Raw genomic sequence first — 14883 nt, 5'->3', positions numbered from 1 at the left:
TCAGTAGACTAGAAAATGCTCTAGCATCAATTGCCCCTAAGATTCCTGTCGGCTTACCGTCAGCAGCGTAAGCCGTGCTAGGTATGGCTAGTAACGCTAAACAAAGCCAAGGATATTTTCTCAGCCAATTTAAAAGCTTATGGTGATTCATTAGCGTTTCTTAATTGTGAGTGTTAGCAAAAAATCCTTAATTTTAAGAAAATATAACTTTAGGTCGCAATTAAACTGTTCTTAAGACACAATTTTTTAGCATTTATCAAAAATAAGCTGTAGTATATACTTCCAAAGATAGATATATTGCGATGTTTGGGAATTAGTCACTGGTAGTTGGTAACTGGTAGTCAAGCGTTAGAATTACTTAAGTACTTGACTGATAGATCGCTCTCACAATTCACTCGTACGGGCGGGTTTCACCGCAGAATTTCCAGTCCTAGACTCGGTATTCTCAACATTAAACCCGCCCCTACAACTTACGACTCACTTTTAATATGCCAACAGCTTTGATTACTGGTGCTTCTGCGGGAATTGGTGCTATTTTTGCCCATGAGTTAGCTTCTCGACAAATGGATTTAGTTTTAGTAGCTCGTTCCGCTGACAAATTGCAACAGCTGGCAGCTCAGTTACAAGCACAATATCAAATTCAAGTCTACGTCCTCGTCCACGACCTAACTGTACCAGAAACAGCTACAGCTATCTACAATACGGTAACGGAAAAGGGATTAGAGATCGATCTATTAATCAATAACGCTGGCTTTGGAGATTATGGCGATTTTGCCGAACGAGATGGCGATCGCCAAGTCAGAATGGTACAGTTGAATGTTTTAGCGTTGGTAGACTTGACTCACAAATTTTTACCAGGAATGCGCCAGCGTCGATCTGGAGGTATTATCAATCTTGCTTCTACTGCTGCATTCCAACCGATACCTTACTTTTCTGTTTATGCAGCCAGTAAAGCTTTTGTCCTCAGTTTTAGCGAGGCATTGTGGGCAGAAAATCGCAAGTATGGGGTACGGATTTTAGCTGTTTGTCCTGGTCCCACTGAAACGAAATTTTTCCAAGAGGCTGATTTTCCCACGACTTTTTCAGAGACGATCGCTAAAAATTATATTTCACCTCAGCAAGTTGTCAAAGAATCACTTCAAGCTTTAGAAAAAAACCGTTCTTCGATCGTTCCGGGACTGACAAATAAAATTAGTGCTAATGCTTATCGATTTTTACCGCGCCAAGCTTTAGTCAGTTTAGTTGGAAAAGTGTTTAAGCTTAGTTGAGTTTTTGTTGTCAGGGAACAGGGAACACTTAATTCCGAATACCCGACTACTCGAATTATCAATAATCTATTGCCAACTACCAACTACCCATTATCAATTACCGATTACATATACCGCGTTAATTGGATGCGATAGCGCTCTTTTTTCGTGACGGCGACTTCTCCCACTTCTAATCGTCCTTTGCCGCGAATAGCGATTAAATCTCCAGTTTTGACTTGAGTGCTGGATTGGCTCATTTCTTTCCAGTTAACGCGCACGTCTCCACCTTCGATCAAATCTACCATTTTGCTGCGGGACATCCCAAACCCAGCAGAGGCGATCGCATCTAATCGTAAAGAGGCTTCTACTGTTGTTAATTCCTTTTTTTTCGGTTCTTTAATTCTTAATTCGCTCAGCTCGATCTGCTGAATTTTGACGGGAACGGAACGCACTTGCTTTAAATTCATTGCTAAGAATTCTACTAATTCTGGTACAACAATTGCTTGCGCTCCCCGTTCTCCCAACACAATAATATCGCCAGTTTTGTCCCGTACAATTCCCGTGCCTAGCATCGCCCCTAAAAAATCGCGATGGGTAGCGGTATCAAATAGAAAGTTCCCGGCAATATCTATTGCTGCTACTGTCACTTGGGATGAATCGAGAGGGACTTCCGCACGAGCGATCGCTAATCGTTGCCGTTCTGCTTGAGGATAACCGCCCCAAGCTACTAATTGTACGTCAGTCAAACGACTAAAAATTTGCTGACTCTCAGCTAACTCTGGGGGCGATAAAAAATCAGTGAGTACTACTTCCCAAGTTTTGATTGCTTGCTCTGCTAGATCGATAACACGAACGATAGTTTCTCGATTTTCTACACCTTTTAATAAGTCTTCTCTCGGCAACATCTTAATTTTCTAACTTTTAGTTGGCTATATATGTTCTATATTGTTTGACACTTATTGTTATCCGCATAAAATCCAACTGCTGTCATTTCTTGTATTTTTGGTACATGTGTTAGCAGCATAGACGTTGCGAGAGGCTCAAACTCGATCGTGTTTCGATCTCCAACCCGTTTTCCTATGCAGATATCCTAACACTAGTCATCTGTTACCAACATTGCATTTGCTCCTTACCTTCACGAATAGCACAGCTCCACTCTTTTCGCCCAGACAGTTCTATGTTATATTTTACACAAATATTTCTTCCGTAAAGAATAGATGTCAACAGCAAAAAACTCAATTCTATTCTGTATCTAGAGATACTTTTATCGCAAGATAAAGAATATGATAATTGGACTGTTTGCAGAATAAAATATTTCTCAAGTCTTTCTAAGATTAAGTAATTATGGCGTTGGTGTTCTCTAGCGATCGCCATCTGGGTGCAGCTCATCGCGTCTAAAGATGCAGACCTTGAAGCGGCGAGCATCATTGGACATGGACTGATTATCGATCTTCTGGGTGCTATAGCAGTTCTAAATGATTTGTAAAGTAGGCTTCTAGCCTGCTCCACGTTCATGAATCAAATAGGATTGCTATAGCACTCAGAAGTGAGTTGAGTTTGTCTTGATTTTCTTACAATTCTACTAAATCAAACAGATGAAAAGAATACTATTTTACGATGATGGCTCTGGCTTTGGCGGTCATAGTATTTCTGCTGTGGATGCAGTTAAATACTTACTAGAAAATACCAACCTCAAGGTTGGATTTATGTTTTATCAAGGAAATCAAAGACTTTACGATCGCTTAACTTTACTAGTGCGAGAATTTAAGTACCTCGAACTTTATCCAATAGAGTTCAAAGCAGCAAGATTTAGAAACTTAGGAGCATTATTATCGTTTCCCGTAGTTGCTAAAATTGCTCAAACTATTTCTATTATCAAACCCGATGTAGTCATTGTCGTTCAAGGCACGATCGAACTTAGTTCCCTCGGTTTGCTAGCAGCGAAAAAAGCTAACCTTAAAGCAATTAGCTTTATCCCGCTAACACAATCTTTATCGTTAATGCAAGGCAAACTCTCTAAATTAAGAGATTTCATTAATTTGCATTTTTACAAATTGCCAGATGCATTTATTACGACTAGCGCTCAGGCTAAATATAACTTAGTTCAGCAGGGAGTTAAATCAAAAATTTCTGTAGTATATTACGGTCCCGACTTAAGAATATGGCATCGACAGGAGCGAAACATATCTCGGCAAAAATACGGCATAGATAACAGCGATTATGTAGTGGCTCTGGTTGCTAGAATCGAACTCAAACACAAAGGTCATGACTTTCTCATTACGTCAATGGCGAAATATGCCAGTAAGCTAGAAAATATCAAATTACTAGTCGTAGGTGATGGCTCAGATGAAGAGAAGTTACAAAAACTCATTCAAACTTCTGGTTTAAGCGAAAGAGTTAAAATTATTCCTTGGGGAAATGACTTATCATATATCTACTCTGCCATAGACATGCTCGTCATTCCCTCTCGACTAGAAGGATTACCATTAGTCATGTTAGAAGCAATGTACTATGGTTTGCCAATAGTTGCTTCTAGCATAGATGGAATGTTAGAAATTTTACCTCAAGAATGGTTATTTAAATTTGGTGACAGTGAAGCTGCTATTGAGACTTTACTCCGAGTTAAAAATAGCGACAATACAGAGTATTTGTTAAATCATAAAAAACGAATTATGACAGAATTCAATCTCGACGAATTTGGCAAAAACTTCTACAAAACTCTTTGTGAAGCACAGATAGAGACCAAGGATTAAAAAACCACAGTAGAGACGTTACATGTAACGTCTCTACACTGACAACTGAATATCAGCCAGTCGTTTCAGCATAGCCTTGGATATTTTCGGGTTCAAATCGACGTAGTACGCTCGTTGCTTGTCGAAGTGTGCCATCCGTGCCTTTAACAACAATTAAATACTTACCTGCATTGAGACGGTTGCGATACGGCAAAGCATCGCCACTACCAAACACCAAACCAGCACCACCACCAGCAAATAGGCTCCCCATACCACCAGCCACAGCACCTAGTAAACCACCAATGACATGATTGCCGATTTCACCCGCCCAAGCAAAGGTATCTAGACCAGACAGCACGCTGAAAGCAGCTCCAGAGGCAAAACCAAACGGTACGAGCCAGAAAGCCATCAGTTTTGCTTGTTTAGCAGCTTGCTCGTTGGGATCGATCAAGCCAAACTCATCTGCACTTTTGTATCCTCTACCAAGAATAGTAATGCGATCGGTAGGTATACCTTCTTTTTCTAAAGCTACAGAAGCTGCTTCTGCTTGAATGCGATCGGGTAACACGGCGATAAGGTAATTCATGGAAGTTGGGGACAAGGGGGACAAGGGGGACAAGGGAGACAAGGGAGACAAGGGAGACAACGGAGACAAGGGGGACAAGGAGGACAAGGAGAATTTAGAATAAATTTCTTCCCTGCTCCCTACTCCCTACTCCCTGCTCCCTGTTAACTGTTAAAATATCGTACTGCGGCAGCGAATTACCGAAAGCACAACTTAACCTAACTAAAGGCAACCCTTGAGCTGAGAGTAACGCGCTACTGGAATCACCCCTGGTCTTGTGTATCGCTGCTGTCGCTCAAAGCGAGTAGATAAACAAATTACTCACACGAGCAGACAGTTCACTTATCATTAATAGTGCCTTTTTCCCACTGGATTCCTATCGTTAATCATGGCTAAAGTTCTCGTATCTGACCCAATCGACCAGGCAGGAATTGATATTCTTTCCCAAGTTGCTACTGTTGACGTAAAAATCGGTCTAACACCAGAGCAGTTTGTACAGGCGATCCCAGAGTATGATGCGTTGATGATTCGCTCTGGTAGTCGCATTACTAAAGAAATTATCGAAGCTGGGCATCAACTGAAAATTATCGGTCGTGCTGGTGTGGGCGTAGATAATGTAGACGTACCTGCTGCCACCCGTCAAGGAATTGTCGTCGTCAATTCTCCCGAAGGAAATACGATCGCCGCTGCCGAACACGCGATCGCGATGATGCTGGCATTGTCGCGTTACATTCCCGATGCAAACGCTTCTGTCAAACGCGGTGAGTGGGATCGCAAAACCTTTGTGGGGGCAGAAGTCTACAAAAAAACCCTTGGCGTGGTGGGTTTAGGAAAGATTGGTTCCCACGTTGCTACGGCGGCTAAAGCGATGGGAATGAAGTTACTCGCCTACGACCCATTTATTTCTACCGAACGAGCCGAACAGTTAGGTTGCCGCTTAGTCGAGGTAGACATCCTACTACAAGAAGCCGATTACATTACGCTGCACATCCCCAAAACCCCAGAAACAACACATTTAATTAACGCCGAGGCACTGGCTAAAATGAAACCCAATGCTAGGATTATCAACTGTGCTAGGGGTGGCATTATCGATGAAGCGGCGCTAGCAGAAGCACTTAAGGCGGGTAAAATCGCAGGGGCGGCTTTGGATGTCTTCGAGGAAGAACCCCTGAAGGAATCGCCGCTAAGAGCATTAGGAAAAGAAATTATCCTCACCCCTCACCTCGGCGCTTCGACCACAGAAGCACAAGTCAACGTAGCGATCGACGTAGCAGAGCAAATCCGCGATGTCTTGCTAGGCTTACCAGCCCGTTCTGCCGTCAATATCCCTGGACTCAGCCCCGATATTTTGGAAGAACTCAGACCGTACATGCAACTTGCCGAGACTCTGGGTAATTTAGTCGGTCAGCTGGCTGGGGGACGAGTCGATCTACTCAATGTCAAACTGCAAGGGGAACTTGCTACTAATAAGAGCCAACCATTGGTTGTTGCTGCCCTGAAAGGATTGCTTTCTCAAGCACTGCGAGAAAGAGTCAATTACGTTAATGCCAGCGTCGAAGCCAAAGAACGGGGTATTCGGATTATTGAAACGCGAGATGCTGCCATTCGGGATTATGCAGGTTCCTTGCACTTATCAGCCAAGGGTTCGATGGGCGAGCATTCAGTGACGGGGGCGCTATTAGGTGATGGCGAAATTCGCATTACCAACATTGACGAATTCCCGATCAACATTCCTCCCAGTTCGCACATGCTATTCACGCTCCACCGAGATATGCCAGGAATTATTGGTAAACTCGGTTCCCTGCTGGGTAGCTTTAACGTCAACATCGCCAGTATGCAAGTCGGACGCAAAATCGTGCGCGGCGATGCGGTAATGGTACTGAGTTTAGACGACCCCCTGCCCGATGGGATTTTGACTGAAATCACCAAAGTTGCAGGCATTCGCGATGCGTATACAGTAACTTTATAGCAATTAGCGATTAGCAACTAGTTGCTAATCGCTAATTGCTAACCGCTAACTATGGCAAATCACTGGTGGGAAATTCAAATTGTGTGCGATCTAGACCTAGAAGAGACGATCTTCTGGCGACTAGAGGATTTTGGCTGTCGTGGGATGGCAAGCGAACGGCAGAAGAATGATGGTAATGTTTGTTTGGTGAAAGCATATTTGCCACAAGAACAAGTAAAGTTACTTGACTTAGCTGCCCTTTCGCTGTGGTTGCGACAGGATGCCTTGCTGGTAGGATTAGAGCTGCCCAAAATGCAGTGGCATTTAATCGATGAAGAAGACTGGGCAAGCAGTTGGAAACAGTACTGGCAACCGCAGGAAGTGGGCGATCGCATTTTAATTTATCCTGCTTGGCTACCAGTGCCAGAAAAATCAGAGCGACTTTTGCTAAGGCTAGATCCTGGAACTGCTTTTGGTACGGGTAACCATGCCACAACGCAGTTATGTTTAGAAGCCTTAGAAATGCGCTTGGACGATCTTCCCAATTCCAGTCGAGAAGACTTAGTTATTGCAGATATTGGCTGTGGCTCTGGTATTCTCTCAATTGCAGCAATTTTACTTGGTGCTAGCCGAGTTTATGCTGTAGATACAGATATCATGGCAGTCAACGCCACCCACAGCAATCGACAACTCAATCAAATTTCTGCCGATCGCATAATTGTAGGACAGGGTAGCGTCAACACGCTGCCTCAAATGACCCAAGCATCTTTCGACGGCATTGCGTGCAATATCCTAGCAGATGTCATCATTCAATTAATTCCCCAAATTACTTCTGTTTCTAAACCCTCAACTTGGGGCATTCTCAGCGGCATTTTAATCGACCAAGCCCAATCGGTAGCCGATACTTTAGAACATTATGGCTGGACTGTAGCAACTCTTTGGCGACGCAAAGAATGGTGTTGTTTTAATGTGAGACGGTCTTAAATGACCAATGACAAAAGGGCAATTCCTGCCCTATTTATTGTTTATTTTCTCTCAGGGTTTACAGCGCTGCTTTATCAGGTAGTGTGGCAGCGAATGCTGGGATTGTTTTCTGGATCTGATGTGCGATCGGTAACGATTGTGGTTGCCTCCTATTTGTTAGGACTGGGTGTAGGTGGCTGGCTGGGTGGCTGGATTAGCGATCGCCTCAGTAACCGTCAGGCAGTACAAATCTATAGTTGTTGCAATTTTGGAATTGCTATTTTTGCTGTTTGTAGCCGCTTTTTATTTTACGACTTGCTGTTTCTGCAAGGAAAATCTTTGGCACAATCTCCAGCAATGATGTTGGCGATCGTGTTTGTTAGTTTATTAATTCCTACTACCTTGATGGGCGTGTCGCTGCCTCTAGTAACGAAAGCAACTAGCCGTCATGCAAAGGGTGCAGCAGCTCGAATTGGTCTGCTATACGGTTTAAATACGCTCGGATCGGGGCTGGGAACGCTCGTTTCTGGTTGGTATATTATCGGTACTTTTGGATATGAAAAAACAGTTTATTTCGGTGCAATTCTAAGTACTGTAGTGGGAATTATTGCCTGGTCTATTTCTCGTCAGTTTCAGCCTAGCTACCCTGTATTAGTTGCATCAAATACGGCAAATGGAGCGCTGCGATCGCGTTCTCTATGGCAGTGGTGTTTTTTGGTCTTTCTTTCCGGTTTTGCAGCAATTTCTTTAGAGATTATTTGGTTTCGGGTTTTAGATACAGTATTGCAATCGATCGCCTATACATACGCTCATCTTCTCGCGTTTATTCTCGTTGGAAATGCTTTAGGTAGTATTGCAGGATCGGCAACAATTCGATTCATTCGTCAACCTCAAAAAGCCTTTTTTGCGATTCAAGCTGGTATAGCTGCTTATGCGCTAATTTCTATTTGGCTGATTAGCATTTACTACCAATCTCATCCGACAGATTTACGTACAGATATCGGCTACATTGACTTAAATAATATTACTTCTATTGTCATCTTGAGATATGTAGTCATACCTTCGGTTATGCTCGTATTGCCAAATTTCTTACTGGGTTTTTATTTTCCCTTAGTACAGAAAGCCGTACAAACAAAAGATAGCCAAATTGGACAGCGAGTCGGTTTCATTCAAGTCGCAAATATCTTAGGCAATACTACAGGTAGCCTGCTGACGGGATTGGTGCTGTTGGATAAGTTCGGTACGGCGGGTTCCTTGCGATTCATTGCGTGGTTGGGACTGGGATTTGCCCTGCTATGTTTCAATCTGAGGAGAGATAAGCTTACGAGTATGCTGGCGATCGCCCTAGCTGTCATCATTGCTGTATTTCCCAATAATACTCATCTCTGGGCAGCTCTACATGGCATTCCAGCCACACAATATTTCCTAGCTGCTGAAGATTCAACAGGTGTAGCCGCCGTCACAGAGGTAAACGGACAAGGGACTTTACTCGCCAGCGGACAAGCGCAAGCCAGTTTCCCTTACATGCAAGTTCACGCCCTCCTGGGCAGTTTACCCGCACTGATTCATCCCCATCCCGCCCAAGTCATAATTATCGGACTGGGTTCGGGGGGGACAGCTCATACAGCAGGAGTAAACCCTGCAACCCGGCAAATTAAAGTCGTAGAGTTAGTTGGAGCTGAGTTGACAGTTTTGCGTCAATATGCTCAAACTCCTAACGGTCAGCCGCTCAAATACTTATTTGAAGACCCGCGTTATAAATTTATTGTCGGTGACGGACGGCAAGAGCTGGAACTATCCCAACAAAAATTTGACATCATTGAAGCCGATGCGATCTATCCCTGGCGATCGCGAGCTGGTATGCTCTACTCGCAAGAGTTTTTTCAAGCCGTGCGATCGCACCTCGCCCCAGGTGGTATGTTTGTGGAATGGAACGTAGGTTTAGGCACAGCGCAGACGTTCCGCAGCGTATTCCCTAACGTAATTCAGTTAAGCATGAGCGGCGATTTACACGTTTTAATTGGCAGCGATCGCCCCGTTGACTTCAATCGACAACGGCTATTAAATAAACTAGAGGACGCATCTGTATTGAATTTTTTAGCAAAAGCAAGCGTCAATGTCGAAGCAATTCGTCAAGATGTCAAAACTGCCCAGGTCAATTTCTACTCCCACGCCAAAGACGGTCAACCTCAACCTGTTAATACAGACTTGTTCCCGCGATCGGAATATTATTTGAATCAGGGGTAATGGGTAATAGGTAGTTGGTAGTTGGTAGTTGGTGGTTGCTTCCTCAACTTCCTCAGCTCACTGGTGACTGGTCACTGGTGACTGGTCACTGGTCACTGTCTCTGGCGTTTTACTGTCGATATATTCGCGCCAGCGCTTGATTTTACCTGCGACAAAATCGGCAATAATGGCATCGTCTGCACGGTTGCGACGACCTGAAGCTTTTTCTGTATCTTCCCAATACCACTCTACGGCAGCGCGATCGCCTTCAATGATAATTTGGCGAATTTCAATTTTGACGTTTGAGGCATAAGTAGCAAAATCTGCTGCTGCTTTGCGGATGGCATCTTTACCTACCCATTTTTGTCCTGGGACGATCAGTTCTCCGTCAGGAGTGAATAAAGCAGCGAAAGCATCTGCATCTCCATTGACCCAGCTATCTCTCGCTTGACGAACGATTGTGCGGATCTGTTCTGGAGGAGTTGTTTTTCTCCCTGCTGGGCTGGAATTAGTGACATTCATCTGTGTGGGTATGCCTGCAAATACTTCGATGCTAATTAAAACAATAGCAATTCCAACCAGAACCGCAATTCCTTTGGAAAGCTTTGCTAACGCTACCCTATACGATTTAATTTTCACCTGATGTAAGTCGATCTTCATTTATCGAACCATCGAATCCCAGATTGCTTTCGTATCCGCAAACATTTGGAAGCGGCACACCTTGCTATCAACTAGATCGTATACGTGCGCAGCAACTGCACGCAGCGATTTTTGCGTCTCCCGATGGCGACCTACATATGCTCCAATGACAACTACAGAATTTTCTGCATCAAGATAGCGATCGATCTGAAATGAAAACATCTCCCAACGCTCGTTATTGGATTTAAAAACTCCTGCGATGACTGCTTCTGCACCTTGATACGTCTTACCTTGCGGAAATCCCTCATTCTGTATCCATGTAAGGTCAGCAGTACAAATTTGCTGAAAAGCATCGTAATCTTTCTCGCGAAAAGCTCTGTATAGCTCTTGAATAACTTCAAGATTTGTCATCGATCGCCTTTTTTCGTACTGTCCAATCTCAATTTAACTCTTGAGAAGGAGCGAGTGCGCGATCGCCACAGTATCGCCCATATAGCAGAGAACAACACTAGGGTAAAAATGTCAACCTGGTAAGTAGATACAGAGAATTAATTTTTGTTTTGTATCTAAGTCAACAATCTCCCGCAAAATGGTAAAGGTAGCTAGTGTAAAAAAACGCCCCCAGCAGATATCCCCAGAAAACACTCTAAGTTAGGAGTAGATGAGAAATGCTTGCATACATCCTTGCGTTAGCTGTTGCTATTGGTAGTCTTGGCATCTACCTAGCCGCCTTTTTCTTTCCAGAAATTGGTCGCAAAAACGATATCTATTGGAGCGGCGTAGGGTTGTTCTATGCTTTAGTCTTATGGGTATGTGCCAAGCAGATTACAGGAGGACTCCTATTAGGTCAAGTCGCTGGAGTCGTGTTACTGGGTTGGTATGCGTTCCAAACTCTACAGTTACGCCGCCAACTCACTCCTCAACAACAACAAACAGCTGTACCGAGCGCAGCACAGGTAAAAAGCAACGTTCAAGAGCAAGTCACCAAAATTTCACCCCTACAAAAGCTGTCACAGTTTGGCAAGAAAGCAACGAGTAAAGCGACCGCAGCCAAAGAGCAGCTACAACCAAAAAGTGATGTCAAAAAGGTTCCGACACCGCCAGTAGAATCTACTCCCACTGTAGAAATTGTCGATCGTCGTACTTCTACAGCCCCAGAAACAACCGAGTCAGCGTCTACCTTTGAAGAAAAAATTGCTACAGAAGTGAAAGTGTCTCCCCCAGTCGAAATCGCTACAGAAGTAGAAGTGTCTCCTCCAGCCGAAAACGCTATTGTCGCTCCTGAATCTCAACCAAACCCAGACATTGCAGCAGCTACCCCAGTTGAAACCACGCAACCAGAAGAATCGACGACTACCGAAACTGAAACCGAGTTATCCTCACAGAGCGAAGTCACTGAATTACACCGTCCCGATCCCCCCAGTTCCGAATTAGTAGAAGTTGCAATTGAAGATGCAGAAGAAAAGCATCAACCAGCTTCGCCACCTGAGACCGAGGAGAAGTCGTAAGTCGTAAGTACCTGTTTCCCAGCAATACTTTGTAACCATATATAGTCATGCACTCATGTATCGTATTTATGCATGTGTAGAATTTGACTCGATCGCATTTGCTGGGGAAGGGTAATGGTTGTCATAGCTGGGAAACATAAAAATTATTGCATGGTAGGCTGGACATCTGCTATAGCGATTTGTGGTGCGATCGCTAGCCTGGAAAATTTTGCTTCAGCTCAAGTTGTACCAGATAATACATTGGGAACAGAGGGTTCTATTGTTACATCTCAACCTGTCGATCCTACGGTTGATGTTATTTCTGGTGGAGCGACACGAGGCGATAATTTGTTCCACAGTTTCGACTCCTTTTCGGTTTTAACTGGACGCTCTGCTTACTTTAATAACGCCAATAATATTCAAAACATTTTCAGTCGCGTTACAGGTGGCTCCATTTCCAATATTGATGGGTTGCTCAGAGCTAATGGTGCTGCTAGTCTATTTCTGCTCAACCCCAATGGCATCATCTTCGGTACAAATGCCAGGTTAGATATAGGTGGTTCTTTTATCGCTAGTACGGCAAAAAGTCTAAAATTTGCAGATGACACGAGTTTCAGTGCTAGTGCGGAGCAAACCACGCCTTTGCTAACTATCAGCGTTCCGATTGGCTTGCAGTTTGGGACAAATGCAGGCAGGATTGTAAATCAAGCTAGGGCGATCGCGACTCAAGGTCAAGCGACTGGATTAACAGTAAAACCCAGTAAAACCCTAGCTTTAGTAGGTGGTGACGTGAGTTTAGATGGTGGAATCGTTCGCGCTCCCGATAGTCGCGTCGAGTTAGGTGGTTTGACAGCAGAGGGGACGGTAGGGCTGAATTTCAACAACAGCGAATTGCGTTTGAGTTTTCCCAAGGATACAGCCAGAGCAGATGTTTTGCTCAATAATGCCGCTAAAGTCGATGTGGCAGCTAATGGTGGAGGTAGTATTGCTGTGACTGCACGCGAGTTACAACTTTTAGGAGAAAGTTCCCTGGCTAACGGGATCGCCACCAGACAGGGAGTTGCTGGCGTGCGGGGCGGAGACATTGCGATCGATACAACAGGTGCAACAATAATTAGTCAATCTAGCAGCATTGTTAATGTCTTTGATAATGGCATTGGTGGTAGAGCTGGTAATGTCTATATCAAAGCTGGATCGCTGACAATCGATAATCTTGGCAGAGTCAGTGCTATACAGTTTAGAGATAATGCTGTAGATCGGGCAGCTTCAGGTGATATCTTTGTAGAAACTGCTGGTTCTGTCACTTTATCTGCTACTGATACAGGACTCAACAGCGCTTTTTCTACCCTCTCATTTGGCGATAGTGCCGGAAATATTACGGTAAAAGCCAATGGCTCGATTGATATATCTGATAGCGAGATTGTAGCAGCTAGCTTTAAGGCATCGGGTGGGACGATTTTACTACAAGCCAATGACTCCATTTCCATTACTGATAATAGTTTTATCGCTAGTAACGTGTTTGAAGGACGCGGCAATGGAGGAGATATTACGATTAAAGCAGGTGGTCCAATATCGATTGCAAATCTGAGCTGGATTGCCAGCCAATCTGGTGTAGGTGGAGAAAAACCACATCAAGGTAATGGTGGCAACTTTTACATTAAAGGCAAGTCTTTATCTATAACTGGGGGAGCGCAACTATCAACTAGGACATTTAGCTTTGGCAAAGCTGGTGACATTGAGATTGATACTACCGATTTTGTAGAAGTTTCCGGTAGATATCCTGTCATTTTTCCCGATACAGCAAATGATATTCGCTTGAAAGGTCGTGAATATTCTACCTTGCTAACCAGCACTGGAGCAGGGGCAAATGGTACGGGAGGTCAGATTAGCATTACCACTGGAACCTTACGAGTGTTTGATGGAGGTGCGATCAACGCCCAAAGCCTCAGTACGTTTAGGGGTGGTAATATTATTGTCAATGCTGATGTACTCGATCTCAATCGCGGTGGTCAAATACTGACAACGGCTTCCAATAGCGGTGATGCTGGCGATATCATTATTAATGCCAAAAACCGGATTGCGATCGCCTCTAGGAATCCCGATTACTTCAACTTCTTTAACCAAGTCAGCCAGCTAGAAGATTTTTCTGGTTCAGTTGGTCCCATTAGTCCGGCGAGTGGCATATTTGCCAATACCACCGAGCAGTCTACAGGACGAGGAGGTTCTTTACAAGTCACGACCAAAGAGTTGAGGATCGGAGATGGAGGGCAAATCTCAGTCAGCAGTCAGTCAGGTAATGCAGGTAATATCGCAGTCACCGCTGACTCCATGAGGGTAGAAGACGGCTCCCTCACGGCAACCACGCGATCGGGTAATGGTGGAAATATTACCTTGCAAATTGCAGACTTGCTCTTACTACGCCGCAACAGTTCTATTTCTGCTACCGCAGGTACGGCACAAGCTGGAGGAGATGGAGGCAATATCAATATAGACACGACGTTCTTAGTGGCACTGGAAAACAGCGAGATTGCTGCTAATGCTTTTGCAGGTCGTGGTGGTAATATCGAAATTAATGTCCGAGGGCTGTTTATCTCTCCCGACAGTCGGATCGCTGCAACGAGCGATCGCGGTATTGATGGCGTAGTGACAATAGACGATATAGATGTCGATCCCAGTCAAGGATTAGTTGTATTACCAGTAGAATTAGTCGATGCTTCTAACCAAATTGTGGCTGGTTGTGCTACTGGCAGCGAGAATCAATTCGTCGTCAATGGACGCGGCGGCTTACCACCTAACCCGAGAGAACGACTCAATGCTGAGACAGTCCTAACTGATTGGGCGATGCTGGAACCTGAAGCAGAGAGCCGCTCCAACACAATACCCGATCGCGTCGTAAATTCTGCCCCAACTCAAATTGTCCCAACTCAAATTGTCGAAGCGACTCAATGGGCATTCAACGAAAAAAATGAAGTTATATTGATGGCTGCATCTACAAATAAAATGCGATCGCCTGCATTAAACTGTAACGGAACTTATCCTGCCGCAGAAATACTTCTAAAATAGTTGAATAACCTTG

General features: G+C 44.3%; 11 protein-coding genes. 7 read left to right on the top strand and 4 right to left on the bottom strand.

The genetic code is table 11. From position 1 onward, the window contains the following. Nucleotides 1-488: 488 nt before the first annotated feature. The gene (locus DSM107010_RS15300; protein ID WP_106218945.1) at nt 489-1268 is read left to right on the top strand and encodes an SDR family NAD(P)-dependent oxidoreductase; all 780 of its coding nucleotides are present in this window, start codon (nt 489-491) and stop codon (nt 1266-1268) included. Between the two features lie 104 nt (nt 1269-1372). Here DSM107010_RS15300 and DSM107010_RS15295 read toward each other — a convergent pair whose 3' ends face one another. Next, a complete protein-coding gene (locus DSM107010_RS15295; RefSeq protein ID WP_127023308.1) occupies nt 1373-2152 on the bottom strand; it encodes a photosystem II electron transport protein, Sll1252 family in 780 nt (259 codons plus the stop codon). Between the two features lie 690 nt (nt 2153-2842). Between DSM107010_RS15295 and DSM107010_RS15290 the strand changes: the two genes are divergently transcribed. After that, nucleotides 2843-4000, top strand: coding sequence for a glycosyltransferase (locus tag DSM107010_RS15290; RefSeq protein WP_106167483.1), 1158 nt, complete (start codon nt 2843-2845; stop codon nt 3998-4000). Between the two features lie 52 nt (nt 4001-4052). Here the strand turns inward: DSM107010_RS15290 and DSM107010_RS15285 are convergent, their stop codons facing one another. Further along, nucleotides 4053-4565 carry a hypothetical protein gene (locus tag DSM107010_RS15285; RefSeq protein ID WP_015152916.1) on the bottom strand — a complete coding sequence of 171 codons (513 nt, stop codon included), beginning with the start codon at nt 4563-4565 and terminating at the stop codon, nt 4053-4055. Nucleotides 4566-4932: 367 nt separating this feature from the next. On the opposite strand from DSM107010_RS15285, the gene serA reads away from it, so the two are divergent. From serA to DSM107010_RS15270, 3 genes are read left to right on the top strand one after another with little or no spacing between them, the layout of a single operon-like run. Continuing rightward, entirely contained in the window at nt 4933-6513 is a 1581-nt protein-coding gene (gene serA, locus DSM107010_RS15280) for a phosphoglycerate dehydrogenase (RefSeq protein ID WP_015152915.1), read from the top strand. 51 nt (nt 6514-6564) lie between these two features. Continuing rightward, nucleotides 6565-7476, top strand: a complete 912-nt coding sequence (gene prmA, locus DSM107010_RS15275) for a 50S ribosomal protein L11 methyltransferase (RefSeq protein WP_106167482.1) — start codon at nt 6565-6567, stop codon at nt 7474-7476. Then, on the top strand, nt 7477-9702 hold the full coding sequence (locus DSM107010_RS15270; RefSeq protein WP_106167481.1) for a fused MFS/spermidine synthase: 2226 nt from the start codon (nt 7477-7479) through the stop codon (nt 9700-9702). It abuts the gene before it with no gap. 57 nt (nt 9703-9759) lie between these two features. Here DSM107010_RS15270 and DSM107010_RS15265 read toward each other — a convergent pair whose 3' ends face one another. Together DSM107010_RS15265 and DSM107010_RS15260 are read right to left on the bottom strand one after the other, a co-directional pair. Further along, a complete protein-coding gene (locus tag DSM107010_RS15265; RefSeq protein WP_106167480.1) occupies nt 9760-10341 on the bottom strand; it encodes a nuclear transport factor 2 family protein in 582 nt (193 codons plus the stop codon). Continuing rightward, a complete protein-coding gene (locus DSM107010_RS15260) occupies nt 10342-10731 on the bottom strand; it encodes a nuclear transport factor 2 family protein (protein ID WP_106167479.1) in 390 nt (129 codons plus the stop codon). It abuts the gene before it with no gap. 257 nt (nt 10732-10988) lie between these two features. Here DSM107010_RS15260 and DSM107010_RS15255 point away from each other — a divergent pair, with 257 nt between their 5' ends. Beyond that, complete coding sequence (locus DSM107010_RS15255; RefSeq protein WP_106167478.1) at nt 10989-11828, top strand: Ycf66 family protein; 840 nt, start codon at nt 10989-10991, stop codon at nt 11826-11828. Nucleotides 11829-11942: 114 nt separating this feature from the next. After that, complete coding sequence (locus DSM107010_RS15250) at nt 11943-14870, top strand: two-partner secretion domain-containing protein (protein WP_015152909.1); 2928 nt, start codon at nt 11943-11945, stop codon at nt 14868-14870. Nucleotides 14871-14883 lie beyond the last annotated feature (13 nt).

The organism is Chroococcidiopsis cubana SAG 39.79 (assembly GCF_003991895.1).
GTDB lineage: Bacteria > Cyanobacteriota > Cyanobacteriia > Cyanobacteriales > Chroococcidiopsidaceae > Chroococcidiopsis > Chroococcidiopsis thermalis.
This window is presented reverse-complemented; position numbering and strand designations above follow the sequence as displayed.